Origin of the sequence: Bacillus cereus group sp. MYBK79-1 (assembly GCF_051915365.1) — a bacterium.
GTDB lineage: Bacteria > Bacillota > Bacilli > Bacillales > Bacillaceae_G > Bacillus_A.
Genome location: NZ_JBQAEO010000009.1, coordinates 56921 through 76101, shown reverse-complemented (window position 1 = coordinate 76101; position 19181 = coordinate 56921). Strand labels below are relative to the sequence as shown.

The following is a 19181-nucleotide window of genomic DNA, read 5'->3' as shown; positions in this document are numbered from 1 at the left end:
ATCAGCCCTCACCAATCGGGGTCTTACTGCCCATTAAAGCGGGAAAAAACAGAGAAGCTTTTCCTTCTCTGTTTTTTCAATGCTTTATGTAGCTTTGTGGAAAATATATTAAAATAGTAAGACAAATATTTTTTATTTGTGAATTTTAATATTAGGTTATTTATTTATAAAATAATATTTGTTATTATTTTGTTGATTCAATTTCAACAAAATAACCTAAAAAAGAGGACGCGGGTTGCGTCCTCTTTTTTATAAATCTTTCACTCGTAGTACACGCATTGCATTTAACACCGCAAGTAGTGTCACACCCACATCTGAGAAGACAGCTTCCCACATTGTTGCAATACCGAAAGCACCAAGTAATAAAACTAATCCTTTTACCCCTAATGCAAAGATGATATTCTGCCATACAATGCGTCGTGTGCGTTTTGCAATATTTAAGGCCGTTGCAATTTTTGAAGGCTCATCAGTCATAATAACGATGTCTGCCGCCTCAATCGCTGCATCTGATCCTAAACCACCCATCGCAATACCAACATCTGCTCTTGCTAATACCGGTGTGTCATTAATACCATCACCAACGAAAGCAACTTTTTCTTTTCCGTTCTTCGCCGCATCAATTTTTTCAATCTCTTCTACTTTTTGTTGCGGTAATAGTTCTGCGTGAACTTCATCTAAACCTAATTCTTTACCAACAGCTTCACCAACTGATTTTGCATCACCAGTTAACATGACTGTCTTCTTAATACCTAGTTCTTTTAACTTTTGAATTGCTTGTTTTGAATCTTCTTTTACCTCATCAGAGATAACGATATAACCTGCATATTCCCCATCTACAGCAACGTGAACTAATGTACCTACCGTTTCTGGTTGCTTAAATGTAATGTTTTCTTTTCTCATTAATTTAGCATTACCTGCAAAAATTTCTTTTCCTTGTACTTTTACGACTGTACCGTGACCAGAAATTTCGTTATAATCATCGATTATTTTTTCATCAATTGATTTTCCATATGCCTTTCGAATAGATTGTGCAATTGGATGATTAGAATACACTTCAGCAAATGCTGCATACTCTAATAATTCTTCATTTGTAATACCTTCGCTTGGTTCCATTTTTGTAACTTTGAAGACACCTTTTGTTAATGTTCCTGTTTTATCAAAAACAATATATTTCACATCATTTAAAGCTTCTAAATAGTTACTTCCTTTTATTAACACACCACTTTTAGATGCACCACCGATACCCCCAAAGAATCCAAGAGGTATAGATACAACTAATGCACATGGACAAGAGATTACTAAGAACACTAAAGCTCTATAAATCCATTCTGAGAATGTAGCCCCTTCTAAAATAAGTGGTGGAATAAACGCCATGATCGCTGCTGTAATAACTACAACTGGAGTGTAGTAACGCGCGAACTTCGTAATAAAGTTTTCTGTTGGCGCTTTTTTACTGCTTGCATTTTGAACTAAATCTAAAATTTTTGATACCGTTGATTCACCAAATTCTTTTGTAACTTCAATTGTTAATACACCATTTTGGTTCACAAAACCACTTAATACATCATTTCCAACTTCAACTTCACGTGGTACAGATTCACCAGTCAATGCTGAAGTATCTACCATTGATGTTCCTTCAACTACTTTTCCGTCTAACGGTACTTTCTCACCAGGCTTCACGATAATATAATCGCCAATTTGTACATCTTCTGGTGATACTTGTTTCGTTTCATTTCCAACCTTCACATTCGCGTAATCAGGACGGATATCCATTAATGAAGTAATTGACTTTCGAGAACGGTTTACCGCAATACTTTGGAATAGTTCCCCTACTTGATAGAATAGCATTACCGCAACAGCTTCTGAATATTGTTGAATCGCGAAAGCTCCTAGTGTTGCAATTGCCATTAAGAAGTTCTCATCGAATACTTGGCCACGAGTTATGTTTCTTATCGCTCTCCAAACGATATCTCCACCTATTAATAAATACGCAAGGACGAATAACGAAATTGTGATCATTTGTGGTAAGCCAGCTAATGCAGCAATTGCTGTCAAAATTCCGCCGACGACTAATCGTCCTACCATCTTTTTCACATTTGCTTCACCATGGTCATGACTATGTCCGTGGTCATTGCTACCCTTTTCTTCACGAACAACTTTCACATCTGGTTCTAACTTTTGAACGACATTTGTTATATTTGCTACAGTCGCTTCTAATTCTCTTTTATTCACTACTTCAACTCGTAATTTCTTTGATACGAAATCAACAGTTGCTGCTGAAACAGTCGGCATTTCTTTCACTTTATTTTCAATCTTCATCGCACAGTTTGCACAATCTAAACCTTCTAATATAAACACTTCTTTTGCTACTTTTGTGTTTTTTTCTTCTTGTACTTTAATGTGCGGTTCTAATTTTGTAACGAGTTGTTTTGCTTCAGTAACAACTTCGCTCTCTTTATTTTGTGCTGTTTCTAAAATCATTGTTTTTGTCGCGAAATTTACAGAGCAAGAATTTACTCCTTCTATATTTCCAACGCCTTTTTCAATTTTCATTGCACAGTTCGCACAATCTAAACCTTCTAACATCAGTTTCTTTTTCACTAATGCTTCAGCCATCGTTCTCCCTCCTCGCGTTTTTTTATTCTTCCTCGTTTACGTGTTCAAACGCTTGCTCGAAGATATGAATTACGTGCTGGTCAGCTAACGAATAATAAACGACCTTTCCTTCTTTACGATTCTTTACAAGTTTCGCTTGCTTTAACACACGGAGCTGATGTGAAATAGATGATTGTGTCATCCCTAATAAATACGCTAAATCACAAACACACATTTCAGCTTCAAATAACGCATGTAATATTCTCGTACGTGTACGATCGCCTAATACTTTAAATAATTCTGCTACTTTACTTAAACTTTCATCAGTTGGAATTGTTTGTTTTACTTGGTCAACAACTTCTCCATGAATTATCGTCTGAGAACATGTCTCTTGTGGTGTTTCTACTTTATTTCCAGCCATTATAGCTCACCTCTTCATTTGAACATATGAACAATCATTCATATATCTTATACTCTTATTATATGAGCATTCATTCATATGTGTCAATGAAATCTCATACATTTTTCCGAACCTTTTGTTCACATTTTAATAAGGCTTGCACATATTTTCCGCATCCATTACATTCTCATACAAAAAAGAATGTACATTTTGCCCAAAAGAAAAAAGCCTTGCGCGCTCCCTAGACGCACAAGGCTTACTATACTTATATCCCTTTTAATTAGCTTGTTCTAAATTATCCTGCGAACTTCCATCGTCTTTTAAATGACTATGTTTTTTCGAATAAACAAAGTATACAACTACTCCAATTGCTAACCAAATACCGAAGTAGATCCATGTTGTTAATGGTAGGTTAAACATTAAGAATAGACAACATGCGATTGAAATAATAGGTAGCGTTGGCACAAGTGGTACCACAAAGCCACGTTGTAAATTCGGATGTGTTTTACGAAGAATAATAACCGTCACACCAACCATCGCAAATGTTAATAACGCTCCAATATTCGCTAAATTCGACAATTCTTTTAAATCGACAAATCCAGCAATTAAAGCACTACCAATACCTGTTAACCAAGTTGAGAATACTGGCGCTTCTGTTTTCTTATTAATTTTCGCAAATGATTTTGGTAATAAACCGTCACGGCTCATCGCGAAGAATACACGTGTTGTTGCATAAATGTAAGCAAAGATTACAGCCATAATACCAATTACAGCTCCAACTGCGATTACACCTGCTACTTTATCTTGTCCTACAACCTCAAGCACATATGCCATAGCTTCTGGTACATCTAATTCTTTATAAGAAACCATACCTGTCATAACAAGACAAACTACAACATAAATGATTGTACAAATAACTAACGAAGCAATAATACCAATCGGTAAATCACGTTGTGGATTTTTTACTTCTTCAGCAGAAGTTGCTAATGCATCAAATCCTAAGAAAGCAAAGAATACTGCTGCTCCTCCTGCAAATACTCCGCTAATACCGTACGGCATAAATGGTGTCCAGTTTTCTGGTTGTACGTAAAACGCACCAACTGCAATGAATAAAACAACAATACCAATTTTAATTAATACCATTATGTTATTCACACGCTTACTTTCTTTCGTACCTCTTGATAGTAACCAAGTTAAAACTAATGTAATGATGATTGCTGGTAAATTCACGATCCCACCTTGTGATGGAATCTTTAACAGCTCCGTTGGAATTTCTAATCCAAATCCACTCACTAAGTTATTAAAATAACCCGTCCATCCACCAGCTACTGCGGCAGTTGTTACGACATATACGGATAGTAATGTCCATCCCATTAGGTGGGCAATAAACTCACCAATTGTCGCATATGAATATGTGTACACACTACCTGAAACCGGAAGTGTAGATGCAACTTCAGCATAACATAATGCTGCAAATCCACAAACAATCGCTGCAATCATGAATGAAAAAATAACTGCTGGACCAGCATCTCTTGCTGCTACTAATCCTGTTAATACTAGAACTCCTGTACCAATTATCGCACCAATCCCTAGCATTGTTAGGTCGAATGCCCCTAGCGTTTTCGTTAAAGTTTTACTTTTACTTTCCCCTAACAGTTGCGTAACGGATTTCTTTTTAAATAGGTTGGCCACGATGTATGCCCCCTTTTGCCAAGAAGAGCTAAGAGATATTCACTCTTAGCTCTTATCATGTTGGTTTATATATTGTTCGATTTTGTTTTGTATAATGCTTCTATTAGCAAGATACTGTTTCTGCTTCTAATAATTCTTTAGCACCTTTGTATTCTACACCGTGAGCTTCTGCAACTGCTTCGAATGTTACATAGCCATCTAATGTGTTAATACCTTTTAGTAATGCAGAGTTGCCTAGGCAAGCTTCTTTGTAGCCTTTGTTCGCAATTTGTACTGCATATGGTACTGTTACGTTTGTTAATGCAAGAGTTGATGTACGTGGAACCGCACCTGGCATGTTAGCAACTGCATAATGAACAACGCCGTGTTTTTCATAAGTTGGGTTATCATGAGTTGTAATACGGTCAGTTGTTTCGAAAATACCACCTTGGTCAATCGCGATATCTACAACAACAGAACCTGGTTCCATTGATTGAATCATTTCTTCTGTTACAAGTTTTGGCGCTTTTGCACCTGGGATTAATACTGCACCGATTACAAGATCAGACTCTTTTACAGCTTCTGCAATATTGTAAGGATTAGACATTAAAGTTTTTACTTGGTTACCGAAAATGTCATCTAGTTGACGAAGACGTTCTGCACTTAAGTCGATGATTGTTACATCCGCACCTAGTCCAACTGCAATTTTAGCAGCATTTGTACCAGCTTGTCCACCACCGATGATTGTTACTTTACCACGTTTAACCCCTGGAACACCTGCAAGTAAGATACCTTTACCGCCTTTGTTTTTCTCAAGGAATTGTGCACCAATTTGTGCAGCCATACGACCAGCTACTTCACTCATAGGTGCAAGTAATGGTAGAGAACGGTTTTCTAATTGCACTGTTTCGTATGCAATCGCAACAACTTTCTTCTCGATTAACGCTTTTGTTAATTCTGGCTCTGGAGCTAAGTGTAAGTATGTGAATAAGATTAAACCTTCGCTGAAGTGTTTGTATTCGCTTTCAATTGGTTCCTTAACTTTCATAACCATTTCCATGTTCCAAGCTTCTTCAGCTGTGTCAACAATTTTTGCTCCCGCTTCAACATACTGAGCATCTGTGAAACCAGATCCTAAACCTGCACCCTTTTGAATGAATACTTCGTGATTGTTACGAATTAAATGTACAACACCTGCTGGTGTCATTGCCACACGGTTTTCGTTGTTTTTAATTTCTGCTGGTACCCCAATACGCATAATGAAATGCCCCCTTATAATTAACAGAAAAAAGAAAGTCTTTTTTCTTTTTGTAATAATTAATAACTTATGTCCTTATTCTAGCATAACTTAAAAGTTATGAAAACGCTAACATATCATTTTTTTAAAGTTTATATATTTAGAATAGTGTAAATATATGGAACATTGATTCTATTAGCCTCTTCGTTACATTCCATTATCTATCACTCTATTTTTATTATACTCCTGAAAAATAAGCCTCAATCATTTATTATTCGACAATAATGTAACAATGTAAAAAATACCATTGATACCGTATACATATACAGTTATTAATTTGCACAATACTTTAGGAATATATTCTTTTCGTAAAAAAACAGCTGCGGGCATTTAGCCAGCAGCTGGGTAACTGATAAATAACTTAGAAAATAAATCATCTGTTGTTTCAGTAATTTTATCAAACAGATCACTTTCTTCCGCTTCTTGCTCTTTTAACATCTTAATTGTTTCACGTGCATCTTCAGGGTAATCGGTAATGATACCATCTACGTTTAACTTATAATATCCCTTTAAACTTTCCATATCATTTACTGTCCATACGTAAATTGGTTTGTTTAATTTCCTTGCTTCTTTTACTAATTTTTTATTTAACATATATTCTTCTGCTACATAAAAATCAGCTTGTACATATTTTAAATTCGCCCTACTTGCATACAATATATATCCTACTTTTATATTTGGATTTGCACGCTTAAACTCTTTTATAAGTGGATAGTGTAACGTTTGAATGACACATTGCTTCTCAAATTCATTATCTTTAATCGTTTTTAATACTTTGTTTACGAAATCCTTTTCGCCACCATGAAGTTTCACTTCAATGTTGAGTTTAATTTTGTCCTTTGACAGCTTAATGATTTCATCAAGCGTACTTATTTGTCCTGAAAGTCCGTCTTGACTAAGAGTAAGCTGCCTTAACTCATCCATCGTTAAATCTGACACATGCACATTGGCATTAGCAAGACGTTTTAACTTCAAATCATGTATAACTGCTAGTTCACCGTCTTTTGTTTGTAGTACATCAATTTCAGCGTAGTCTGCTTTTGCATCAATAGCACCTTGCACAGCTTCTTTTGTATTCTCTACACCTTTTGAAATATAACCACGATGCGCCATAATAATCGGCTCTTTATATGTGTTTGTAATAAAGGTCACAATGAAGGCAACTACCATGCCCGCAGTAATAATCCCTACAATATATACACCAATAAATTTCCAGCGATGTTTTTGGAAGAAACATTTATCTGCTTTTGTTTTCGAATAATCTAATCCTTCTTCTAATAAAACATCTTCAACTGGAACCTTTTGTAAATACAACCTTGTTAACGCCATAATATAAAACGGCGTCATAATAAAGCTAAATAAATACAATGTACTCGTTAAGAAGACTGAAATAGTTGACTCTGCTAGTAGTGCAAATGTCCCTTCTGGGTTTGTAAATTCATATACTCCCCACAGACAAAGCAAATAAATCCCTACACATAAAAGAAAGACGATTCCTACAGATATGAAAAAACCTACTAAAAAGAACAATACTTTAAAGAAGCTTTCTTTTACTAAGTTTGCGCTTTTGCGTGCTGCCGTGCGAAACGGCTTTTCCTCTAAAACAATAATAGGTAAAACAAAAATCCAACGAAGATTTAAATAGGCAACTACAGCAAAGAAAGTAAAATATCCAACTTGGCCCATTGTTGTCTTAAATAGTTCACCTGTAATAAAATTAGGAATTTGAATTTCAGGAATCAATGCAGATTTATATCCCATACTTAATAGTGGTAATAGTACAACTGCATACAAAACCAATCCAGGCAAGCAATATGTAAACAGAGAAGGTAAATACGTTACGGTTTTATATAAAATCGGACGTAATCTCACCTTTTGTCTTTTATGAGCGAAGTACGAAATGATAATAAGTACTGCAAACTCTGTAAAGATAAGAAACAATGCCAATATAGATAAAACTACAATCGCCAAAATCCCGTATGGTGTTTTCAAAAATGCTAATAACTCATCATTTGTTGCATTTGCATACCCACCAAAGTACAACAACTTATTGAAAATAATACCGAAAAGTGGGATAAACACAATCGCTGCTAACAATTTATAAGCAAGTTGGAATGTTAACACATTCCAAAAAGCAAATCTAACAGTTTGAAAGGAATGTCTCATTACTCCTGGTATAGATAGTCTTTTACGGTGTTGCATATATTCCTCCACATTCTAAAACGATATTTGAGATGGATTCCATATTTCCATTTCCAATCCATCTTTTTAATAATAATATATTCCGCCTAACATGAACACTCTTATACATATAACGAAAAAAGTGATGGCTACTTCCCATCACTTTTTCATCTACTCTATTTTTTCTCTAGCCCTTGTCCAAATGCTTTTAAGAAACTAAACCCGAATGTAATGGCTCTATTGATATCCGGATCTTTTAGTACTTTAAAGAAATCCATTACCTTTGTTTTTTTACCACTATTTAATTCGTCTGTCGCAAATTGCAACCCTGTAACTAAACTTGACGTAATTTGCTTTGTTACTTCTGGGTCAACTGAAGATAGTGCTTCTCCTGCCCCCATCATATTGTTTAATGCATTTTTCACTGGCTCACGATTTAATTGCTCCACAGCGATTTTCGAAACATCTTCTTTCGCCGCAAGTAAACTAATCGCAGCATCTAAAATACCCGCTTTTTGTAATTGTGCTAGTAACTGCATCGTTTCCTCGACTGCTTCACGATTATTTGCTAATTCAGCAAACAGTTCATCCGCTACTTGCTGTTTCTGCTCTTCCTCTGTTACAACTTTCTTTTTAATTAACGTAATTTCCTTCGCCACTATCTCAGCCCCCTAGTCCACAAGTGATACGTATTGTTTTCTTTGCCATTTTTGCTCGATTTCAACACCATTTTGCGGATTACGCTGTTTATCTCGCGGGTTTGAAGATGGTAACGGACGGTTTCCTTTCTCACGTAATACACGCATTTTCACCATCGTTTGTTTATACGCCGGTGTACACGTATACAAGTCTGTTGCCGTCCCAGTTAAAATATTAATCGCTTCTTCATTTATCGTTGCATGCATCGGTAAATATAGCTCTTTCCCCGTTACACGGTCAGTAATAAGCGCTTGTACTTTAATTTTTCCAAATGGTGATGCTAATTCTACAAGACCACCATCTTTCACATTGCGCTCTATAGCGAGTTCAGGTGAAATTTCAACGAATACTTCAGATACTTTAGATAAAATACCAGCTGATTTATTCGTCATATTCCCTTCATGGAAATGTTCTAGCATGCGTCCATTATTTAACAGTAAATCATACTCATCTGGCGCTACAACCGGTGGTACCCATTCATCTAATGATAAACGAGCAAGTTTATCTGGGAAGTTAAATCCATCTACATATAATAGCGGTGTATCACTACCATCATGACTACCCCAACATAAACTATTCCAGCCTTCTAGACGGTCGTACGTTGCTTGAGAGTATAACGGTGCAAGTGACGCAATTTCGTCCATAATTTCACTTGGATTTTCGTAATTCCAATCCCCGCCTAGTGCACGAGCAACTTTTTGTAAAATCCACCAGTCTGGTTTTGAATCACCAAGTGGTTTCAATACTTCATATAATCTTTGAATACGGCGCTCTGTATTCGTAAACGTTCCTTCTTTTTCTAAACTTGGTGCCGCTGGTAAAATAACATCGGCGAAACGAGCTGTTTTTGATAAGAACATATCTTGAACAACAAGGAAGTCTAGATTCGATAAAATATGTTGTACATGGTTCGCATTGGAATCGACTAAAGCCATTTCTTCACCCATGACATACATACCACGTAGTTTTCCTTCTTCCGCTGCCAGTAACATTGCAATATTATTCAATCCTGGTGCTTTCGGAATAGTTGTGCCGTATGCTTTTTCAAACTTCGCACGAAGCGTATCATCTGATACTGCTTGATAACCAGGAAGCCAGTTTGGTAATGTTGCCATATCACAAGCACCTTGTACGTTATTATGTCCACGTAATGGATATGCACCTGCACCAGGACGACGATAGTTACCCGTAACGAGCAGTAAATTTGAAATGGCAGCGGACGTTGTACTTCCTCCTGTATTTTGCGTTACACCCATTCCCCAAAGTACACAAGTACCATCAGCTTCATATACCATACGAGCCATTTCTTTCAGTTTTTCTTTTGAAATCCCCGTAATTTCTTCTGTATAATCAAGCGTATACTTTTCTAACATTTTGCTGTATTCATCAAAGTTCTTCACATTTTCAGCTAAAAACTTTTTATCGTGCCAATCTTGATCAATAATATATTTCGTAATACCAGCAAGCCATACGTAATCCGTACCTTGGCGCGGATGAATAAATAAATCCGCACGCTCTGCCATTTCATGTTTACGAAGGTCTGCTACGATTAGCTTTTGCTCGTGTAATTTATGAGCACGCTTTACTCTCGTAGCAAGTACAGGATGTCCTTCTGTTGGATTCGCACCAACGATAATAACAAGGCCTGCTTCAGCTATATCTTTCACTGTTCCAGCATCCCCACCCATACCGACAGTTTTAAATAAACCGTCTGTCGCTGGAGATTGGCAATAACGGGAACAGTTGTCCACATTATTCGTTCCATATATTTGACGAGCTAGTTTTTGCATAAGGTAATTCTCTTCATTTGTTACTTTCGAAGAAGAAATGAATCCAAATGCATCGCTGCCGTATTCAGATTTAATATGCTGCATGTTAGAAGCAACAACTTCTAACGCTTCTTCCCAAGTAGCTTCAACAAACATATCTCCTTGGCGAATTAATGGCTTCGTAATGCGATCTTCACTATTTACAAAGTCCCATCCAAATTTACCTTTTACACATGTGGAAATACCATTAACCGGTGCATCTGAAACAGGTTGCACTTTTAATATATGGCGATCTTTCGTCCATACTTCGAAGGAACAACCGACACCACAAAATGTACAAACTGTTTTTGTTTTATTAACTTTCGTCTTACGCATCGCAGCCTCTACTTCTGAAACCGCTAAAATACTACTATATCCAGGCTCTACATCCTTTACAAAATCAATCATCGGATCTAACACATCTGGTTTCAATCCAGTCATAAACCCTGCTTCACCTAGCATTGTTTTTTCCATTAACGCATTACATGGACATACTGTTACACACTGCCCGCAACTTACACAAGATGAGTCATTTATGCTTACACCATGATCCCATATAACACGTGGACGATCTAAGTTCCAGTCTATCGATATAGTTTCATTAACCTGTAAGTTTTGACATACTTCTACACACTGCCCACAAGCAATACATTGATTTGGATCATATCGATAGAACGGATGTGACATATCCACTTCACAAGCACTTACTTTCGGCTCATACGGATATTTCTGTTCTTCAATTCCCATCATATGTACTGTGTTATGTACTTTACAGTTACCATTATTGTTATCACAAACAGTACAATACAATAAATGATTCTCTAATATTCGATCCATCGCCTCAGTCTGTGCCTCTTTCGCACGCTGGGACTGTCTTTCAATATGCATACCGTTCTCGAGTTTCGTTGAACAAGCACGCATTAACTTTCCATTTACTTCTACGATACACGTATCACAAGTTTGAATTGGATCTACTTCTGGTACATGACAAATTTGAGGATGTTCCAAATTACTCTCATTAAATAATTGTAGTATCGTCTTTTCACCCGTTGTGGAAAATTCTTTACCATCCACGGTTACACGGACTGTCTGTTCTGCCATAGTTTCCCCTCTCCTTACAACCAACTGTACAACACAATTATGAATCCGTTTTCAAAATCGTATTACTGTACATATTTTTGAAACGCTCTGCTGAAACACTTTCTTATGAAGTCGATTCTAGATGTTATAAGGTATAACTACGAAAGCTTGAAAATATCACTATTCTACAGTTCTATTATATCGTACATATACAATAATAACCAAAATAATCTGAGATCTTCTTGCTAATAGGTGTTTTTATTTTTCCATTGTTTTATGATAAATATGGGAGAGAAATACATATAAAAGGGGAATTTAATATGGGGCCTACGCAAGAAACTTCTACAATTGTACGCTATCAATCTGGCACATTTTCAAAACAACTTGATGAGATTGTTACAGAAACTCCTATTACTATTAAATTAAATGGTGAAGAATATGTAACAGTCGTATGCACACCAAATTATATTGAGGATATGGTAATTGGTTTTTTAATTTCTGAAGGAATTATTTCTTCCTATAAAAATGTTGAAGAACTATGGGTTCAAAAAGATAACGGAATTGTCCATGTAACATCATCAAAAGTAAATCCACTCTATCAAACTTTATATAATAAACGATACATCACTTCTTGCTGTGGAAAAGGTAGACAAGGTTTTATTTTCGTAAACGACGCAGCAAAAGCAAAAGATTTACATGATATACATGTAAAAATTACTCCTGAAGAGTGCTTTTACTTAATGAATACTTTACAACAATCTTCCACTACCTTTCGTCAAACCGGCGGTGTTCACAATACCGCGCTATGCGATCGAAACAATATCCTCCTATCAAGAATGGATATCGGAAGACATAATGCATTAGATAAAATATACGGTCATTGTTTACGTAACGATATATCTGTTAAAGGAAAAATAATCGCATTTAGCGGACGGATTTCATCAGAAATTTTACTTAAAGTTTCAAAAATCGGATGTGAAATTGTTCTATCAAAATCAGCCCCAACAAAATTAGCGTTGCAACTTGCTCATGATTTAGGCATTACAGTCGTAGGGTTTATTAGAAATGAATCTTGTAATATTTACACACATCCAAAGCGAATTGATGGTTATCAATCGAATAACTAAAATAACTCCTCAATCGAGGAGTTATTTTAGTTATGAAAATGTAATATATTAAACACTTGAATAGTTAATAAAGTTAATATATAATTTCATTACATAAAGTAAAGCTTTAATCAGTAGGGAATTTGTTCATCTCGGGCCTAACTTCTTTGTTCCAGCCGAATTTTGAGGTGGAAGTTTTACTACCACAAATAGCAGGATAAATTAAAACAAAACATTGTAGCATATATCTTTTCATTCTTTTACAAATTAAAAGAGACTGCTAACAAAACGCATACACAATCTTATAGAAGTAATGGATTTATTTTATTTGAAATCGACCAAGGAGGTTACAACTATGGAAATTCGCTTATTAACGACAGAGGACGCAGAAATATATTTAAAAGTTTGTATGGAAGGTTTAACGAAGAACCCGGAAGCTTTTAGCTCTTCTTATGAAGATGTTCTGAAACATGAGGATCCTGTAGCTGCTATGGCAAAACGATTAAGCAATCCGGATAAGTATACTCTAGGGGTCTTCAAAGATAACGATTTAATTGGCATTGCTACTTTAGAAACAAAACCATTTATTAAACAAGAACATAAAGCAAAAATCGGTTCCGTTTTCGTTTCCCCAAAAGCACGTGGCCTTGGAGCAGGACGAACTCTCATTAAAGCAATTATTGAAAATGCCGATAAATTACATGTAGAGCAACTTATGCTCGACGTTGTAGTTGGTAACGATGCCGCAAAAAAATTATATGAGTCATTAGGTTTCCAAACTTACGGCGTACAAGAGCGTTCATTAAAACATAACGGTCAATATTGGGACGAAGAACATATGGTTCTGTTCTTAAATGATTAATACTTCACTATAGCTTTTTAAAAGCATCTTCTTATTAAGGAAGGTGCTTTTTTCATTACAACAATGTAATCTTCATGTCACCTTTATCGATCGTACCAAACCTTTCCATTCATTATACTAGAAGTATAAAGTGAGGCACCAATCATGAAATGAACGTATAGCATTCAATTGATATGTAGAGGAGAATGTGACATGAAACAAAACAAACGAGCTATGCTTTTAATATTTACTACAGCAATTGTAACTTCTGGGTTAGCAATTTTACCTTGGTTTATCATATAGAATAATTCCCCTAATAATGAAAAAAGCTTATCGCTTCTTAAGAAGTGATAAGCTTTTTTTATATTATAAAATCCCCAAAATTTTATTTACACAACTTATAATAATAACCATAGATACGGCAATGCACATGACAACCGTATTACGATCTTGCTTTTCTTTTTTTGAAATTTCTTCTTTTGGATTCATGTGTATGATCTCCTTTTAAAAAAAGTGTGAGATAGGAAATTTTTCTTATCCGATGCGAGGTGAATACGAAAACCCTCTCTATCTCACATACACAATAGAATGGAATTGTCATTTTATAAATAAAATGACATGACGTTATGTCGCAACATAGGGTATTTTGTGTCGCTACGTTTTCTATTATAAAAAATAGTTGTGCAAAACTAGTGCATTTTTTATGTCAATTACTCTGAGCGTAAAAATAACTCTTCCACTCAATCACATAAAAAGAGTTTTTTATTATTTTCATGTAAACTATACAAGTAGAATGAACAGTTTGGGGTGCACAAGATTATGGTTAAAATTTTATTAGTAGACGATGAAGAACGCATGTTACGATTATTAGATCTGTTCTTAAGTCCTCGTGGCTATTTTTGTATGAAAGCTACCTCTGGCCTTGAAGCATTAAAGTTAATAGAACAAAAAGACTTCGATATTATTTTGTTAGATGTTATGATGCCGAATATGGATGGATGGGATACTTGCTATCAAATCCGTCAAATTTCCAACGTTCCAATTATTATGCTAACAGCTCGTAACCAAAATTACGATATGGTGAAAGGCCTCACTATGGGCGCAGATGACTATATTACAAAACCCTTTGATGAGCATGTATTAGTCGCAAGAATCGAGGCTATATTACGCCGTACAAAGAAAGATGGCTTCGTTAGCTTCAATGGTATCGAGTGGGATAAAACAAAACATACTGTCACAGTATATGATGAAAAAATTTCACTAACTCCTATCGAATTTTCGTTACTTGGACTATTTTTGCAAAATACAAACCGTGCTTATAGCCGAGATGATTTAATCGAAAAAATTTGGGGTTACGAAACAGACATTGAATATAGAACAATCGATTCACATATTCGCAATATCCGTGATAAATTACGCAAAAAAGGATTTCCTGTTGAAAATTACTTAGAAACTGTCTATAAAGTCGGATATAAATGGAAAAGTGAATAATTACTTCGGTCAGTGGACAATAGTATATCACTGACCCTTTATCCCGCTTTAATGGGCAGTAAGACCCCCACCTCAAAATTCAGCGAAAGCAAAGAATTTAGGTGGGGGTCGGGCTGCCCATTAAAGTCCGATTGGTGAAGGCTAATAATCAGTGGGGGATGAAGAAAACTCCCACTGATTAAAGTTTCACTTTATATGAAATAAGGTATGGTGAGAAAATGAGTAAACTTTCACTTAAAATTGGGACATACTTTTTAATATTAGCTTTATGTATTGAAACAATTGCTTTCGTATCTTTTTACAAAAGCATTTCAACAATGCGGATTGAAGAAGAAACACTTGCTCTTTTAGAAAAAGGCAATCGCTATAGTAGCAAAATTACAAACCGTGCAAAGTGGAATGCATTTGCTAAAGAAAAGAAACATATCGAACGCACTGAATACAATAAAAATCCTAACCGTCCTGTGTATCCAGAGTTCGATATCGCAGATGAAGCTGAACACTTAGTAGAATCAGAATTAATTGCTAACTCTGATATAGCTATCATTATAACTGACAATAACGGAAAAATTATTTCCACCTCAGAACCCGTAACAAAAGCAATGCAAAAACAACTTACTTGTAAAACAGAAACTATTCCAAAAGGCGGATTGATCGTCGAAAAGAACTGGAAAAAGTCAAAATTCATCACAACGGTAAGCCCACTTAACACAGAAGAGTTTCAAGGAAAGTTATATATGCTATTAAAAACATCTTTCTTAGAAAATATGTTACTTAAACTCATGAATCAATTTCTTATCATTAGTGTTTTGACAATTATTTTAACGACTATTTCTGTCTTTGTTTTTTCTCGTGTTATTACCGAACCGCTTATAAAAATGAAGAGGGCAACAGAAAAAATGTCAAAATTAAATACACCAATTCACTTAGGTATTAAACGGAATGATGAACTTGGAAGCTTAGCAAAAACGATTGAAGATTTATCCAGTGAACTGACTTATATGAAAAAAGAACGCAATGAATTTCTCGCTAGTGTTGCCCATGAACTATTAACTCCATTGACCTATATGAAAGGTTATGCGAAGGTAGCAAAGAGAGACTCTTTAACGAAAGAAGAGCGTGAAGAATACTTACAGATCATTGAGGATGAAACAGATAGTGTAACCGATCTCGTCCAAGATTTATTTATGCTAGTGCAATTAGAACAACATCAGTTTGTTATAAAAAAACAAAAAGTGATTCTTAAACTATTTTTAGAACGAATGGTTGAAAAAACAAAAACAACATTAACAAATAAACAAATGCAACTTCATGTATATTGCAAAGATGATTTGGAAGTTTGCATAGACGAAAGACGTATGGAACAAGTTATGTTAAATTTATTACACAATGCTTATCAACATTCGCCAGAAAACACATCTATTACGATACGTGTACTCACGGAAACAGATTCTTTTACAATAAGTGTAGACGATGAAGGAGAAGGTATTCCTGAAGAGGATATCCCGCATATTTTTGATCGTTTTTATCGTGTTGATAAATCCAGAACGAGAGCTACTGGTGGAAAAGGTATCGGGCTAGCTGTTGCAAAAGAAATTGTAGAATTGCATAACGGTTCCATTCTAGTAAAAAGCCAATTAGGAGTAGGAACAAACTTTATAATCGAGCTACCTTTTGAATAAGATGCGTGTGAAAACACCAGTAGTAGTAAACACTACTGGTGCTATTTTGTTCATAAAATCAGCTCATATAAGCTAAGCTTTTGAAATTATTCTTATTTCAATATAAAATAAAGTGAAACTTTAATCCATGGAAAGGTTCACCCATGGATTATTAGTTGAACCAATCGGGCATTTACGGGCAGTTGTCTCCCACCTAACTCCCGCGCGTTCGCCGAATTTTAAAGTTGGAGTCTTACTGCCCGTTAATGCGGGGTAAAGGTGCATTTGCAAAGATTTGGAGGGTGATATAATTGGATATCCATGTATTAACAAAAGACGAAGCGGAAATTTACTTAGAACTTCGTGTAGAAGGATTAAAGCAAAACCCTGAAGCTTTTAGCTCTTCTTATGAAGATATTATTAATAAAGAGTGCGCGATTGAATATAAAGCACAAAAATTAGCACAAGATGAAAACTATACGCTAGGTGCATTTAAAGATGGAAATTTAATTGGGGTTGCAACACTGGAAACGAAACCATATGTAAAACAAGAACATAAAGCTAAAATCGGTTCTGTATATGTATCTCCAAAAGCACGCGGACTTGGAGCAGGAAAAGCACTTATTAAAGAATGTCTTGAACTTGCTAAATCTTTAGAAGTAGAACAAGTTATGCTTGATGTTGTTGTTGGCAACGATGGAGCAAAAAAACTTTATGAATCATTAGGATTTAAAACATTCGGTGTACAAGAACGTTCATTAAAATATAACGGACAATATTGGGACGAAGAGCATATGGTCTTATTCTTAGATGAAAATAAATAACAAAAAACATCCTCTCACGTATGAGGATGTTTTTTACTCTTTTCTAAACCACGCTGTATTTAATAATTGAATCGCTTTCGCAATTTCTTCATCTGATAAAATCGCAAATCCAAGTAAAACTACATTTTCAGGTGCAGTACCGTCTTTATAGTACGTAGAAACAGGATATATTTTAATACTATATTTTGCTGCTTCTTGAATTAGTTCTTCTTCTCGCATTCCATTATGCACTTTTAATAAAATGTGCAATCCTGAATCTTCTCCTATCACTTCAACACGATTAGAGAAATACTTTTCTATTTCAAAGACAAGTCGATCCCTCTTTTTCCGGTAGACGACACGCATTTTATGAATATGTTTTTCCCAATAGCCTTCATTTAAAAACTTTCTAATCACTTCTTGGTCCATTCTTGAAACACTTTGCGTATAAAACAAATATTCCTTTTGATACTTTTCAATTACATTCTTCGGTAATACTATATAGCTCATCCGTAATGAGGGCAACAAAGCTTTTGATAGCGTCCCCATATAAATAACTTTCCCATTTGTATCTAAACCTTGTAGTGCCGGAATTGGCTTTCCTGAATAGCGAAATTCACTATCGTAATCATCTTCAATAATATACCTGCCATCTTCTTTCTTTGCCCATTGTAAAAGCTGCGTTCTTCTCGTAATAGGCATAATCATTCCATATGGGAATTGATGAGAAGGAGTTACAAATACAACATTTGCATCGCTATTTTCTAAATCTGCCATACAAATTCCGTCTCTATCTAAAGACAACATTTGAACCTTCTTCTCTCCCTGTTCAAAAACGACCATTTTCCTATGATAACCTGGGTTTTCAACTGCATAATTACTTCCCTTTAACAATTGAAACAGTAGCTTTACTAATATTTGTGTACCCGCCCCTAATACGATCTGGCTAGCTGAACAACGCACACCTCTAGATTCATACAAATAGTTCGCAATTTCTTCTCTTAAGCTCAATTCCCCTTGAGGGTGTCCAAGAAAAAGCAACTCCTTATTATGTGGCTGCCATACATCATTTATAAGCCTGCGGTACATAGTGAAAGGAAAAGTATTCGTATCAACTCCTGTTTGGGTGAAATCAAATGTATAGTTCTCCTCCCGAAACGGTACTTCTTCTACTTTCTCTTCACTTCCTTCTACATAAATCATTTTTTCAATTTTACATACAAAATAACCTTTTCTCGATGCCGATTCAATATAACCTTCTGCAAGTAATTGCTCGTAAACCGCTTCTACTGTATTCTTACTCACTTGTAAATAGCTCGCCAGCTTTCTTTTTGCAGGTAATTTTGTAAAAGCCGGAATCGTTCCATCTTTAATTTCTTTTTTTATATACTCATACAATTGCACGTACAATGCCTTTTTACTATTCATATTTAAATTAGGCGTTAATTCTAACATAATATCTGACCCCTTAATAAAACCGAAATCTGATACTTTTTACAGTACCAGAAATTATATATAATTCCTTTTATCATGTCACACATAAAAAAT

14 protein-coding genes are annotated in these 19181 nt (G+C 35.4%); 5 read left to right on the top strand and 9 right to left on the bottom strand.

What is annotated here, in order from left to right; translation table 11 throughout:
- Window positions 1–249 precede the first annotated feature (249 nt).
- The 7 genes from ACTFOB_RS15855 to fdhF all read right to left on the bottom strand — a co-directional run bounded on the left by ACTFOB_RS15855 (window position 250) and on the right by fdhF (window position 11752).
- Window positions 250–2616 carry a heavy metal translocating P-type ATPase gene (locus tag ACTFOB_RS15855; RefSeq protein WP_440026858.1) on the bottom strand — a complete coding sequence of 789 codons (2367 nt, stop codon included), beginning with the start codon at window positions 2614–2616 and terminating at the stop codon, window positions 250–252.
- A 22-nt stretch (window positions 2617–2638) separates the two neighbouring features.
- Entirely contained in the window at window positions 2639–3016 is a 378-nt protein-coding gene (locus ACTFOB_RS15850) for an ArsR/SmtB family transcription factor (RefSeq protein WP_440026856.1), read from the bottom strand.
- 255 nt (window positions 3017–3271) lie between these two features.
- Window positions 3272–4687: an amino acid permease gene (locus ACTFOB_RS15845; protein ID WP_440026854.1), complete on the bottom strand. Its 1416-nt coding sequence runs from the start codon at window positions 4685–4687 to the stop codon at window positions 3272–3274.
- Between the two features lie 103 nt (window positions 4688–4790).
- Complete coding sequence (ald, locus tag ACTFOB_RS15840; RefSeq protein ID WP_088083212.1) at window positions 4791–5924, bottom strand: alanine dehydrogenase; 1134 nt, start codon at window positions 5922–5924, stop codon at window positions 4791–4793.
- 369 nt (window positions 5925–6293) lie between these two features.
- The gene (locus ACTFOB_RS15835) at window positions 6294–8165 is read right to left on the bottom strand and encodes a glycerophosphoryl diester phosphodiesterase membrane domain-containing protein (protein WP_440026851.1); all 1872 of its coding nucleotides are present in this window, start codon (window positions 8163–8165) and stop codon (window positions 6294–6296) included.
- A 155-nt stretch (window positions 8166–8320) separates the two neighbouring features.
- Window positions 8321–8803, bottom strand: coding sequence for a DUF1641 domain-containing protein (locus ACTFOB_RS15830; RefSeq protein ID WP_088083210.1), 483 nt, complete (start codon window positions 8801–8803; stop codon window positions 8321–8323).
- Window positions 8804–8815: 12 nt separating this feature from the next.
- Entirely contained in the window at window positions 8816–11752 is a 2937-nt protein-coding gene (fdhF, locus tag ACTFOB_RS15825) for a formate dehydrogenase subunit alpha (RefSeq protein ID WP_440026849.1), read from the bottom strand.
- Between the two features lie 299 nt (window positions 11753–12051).
- Between fdhF and fdhD the strand changes: the two genes are divergently transcribed.
- Together fdhD and ACTFOB_RS15815 are read left to right on the top strand one after the other, a co-directional pair.
- Window positions 12052–12858 (top strand): formate dehydrogenase accessory sulfurtransferase FdhD, encoded by an 807-nt coding sequence (gene fdhD, locus ACTFOB_RS15820; protein ID WP_440026848.1) that lies wholly within the window; start codon window positions 12052–12054, stop codon window positions 12856–12858.
- Between the two features lie 334 nt (window positions 12859–13192).
- A complete protein-coding gene (locus ACTFOB_RS15815) occupies window positions 13193–13699 on the top strand; it encodes an N-acetyltransferase family protein (RefSeq protein ID WP_440026846.1) in 507 nt (168 codons plus the stop codon).
- 345 nt (window positions 13700–14044) lie between these two features.
- On the opposite strand, the gene ACTFOB_RS15810 is transcribed toward ACTFOB_RS15815, so the two are convergent.
- A complete protein-coding gene (locus tag ACTFOB_RS15810; RefSeq protein WP_001068388.1) occupies window positions 14045–14167 on the bottom strand; it encodes a hypothetical protein in 123 nt (40 codons plus the stop codon).
- A gap of 330 nt (window positions 14168–14497) precedes the next feature.
- Between ACTFOB_RS15810 and ACTFOB_RS15805 the strand changes: the two genes are divergently transcribed.
- The 3 genes from ACTFOB_RS15805 (at window position 14498) to ACTFOB_RS15795 (ending at window position 17654) form a co-directional block, all read left to right on the top strand.
- Complete coding sequence (locus tag ACTFOB_RS15805) at window positions 14498–15169, top strand: response regulator transcription factor (RefSeq protein WP_000238949.1); 672 nt, start codon at window positions 14498–14500, stop codon at window positions 15167–15169.
- A 218-nt stretch (window positions 15170–15387) separates the two neighbouring features.
- On the top strand, window positions 15388–16851 hold the full coding sequence (locus ACTFOB_RS15800) for a HAMP domain-containing sensor histidine kinase (RefSeq protein ID WP_440026843.1): 1464 nt from the start codon (window positions 15388–15390) through the stop codon (window positions 16849–16851).
- Between the two features lie 290 nt (window positions 16852–17141).
- The gene (locus tag ACTFOB_RS15795; RefSeq protein WP_000351214.1) at window positions 17142–17654 is read left to right on the top strand and encodes a GNAT family N-acetyltransferase; all 513 of its coding nucleotides are present in this window, start codon (window positions 17142–17144) and stop codon (window positions 17652–17654) included.
- 33 nt (window positions 17655–17687) lie between these two features.
- On the opposite strand, the gene pdxR is transcribed toward ACTFOB_RS15795, so the two are convergent.
- Window positions 17688–19088, bottom strand: coding sequence for a MocR-like pyridoxine biosynthesis transcription factor PdxR (gene pdxR / locus ACTFOB_RS15790; RefSeq protein ID WP_440026841.1), 1401 nt, complete (start codon window positions 19086–19088; stop codon window positions 17688–17690).
- Window positions 19089–19181 lie beyond the last annotated feature (93 nt).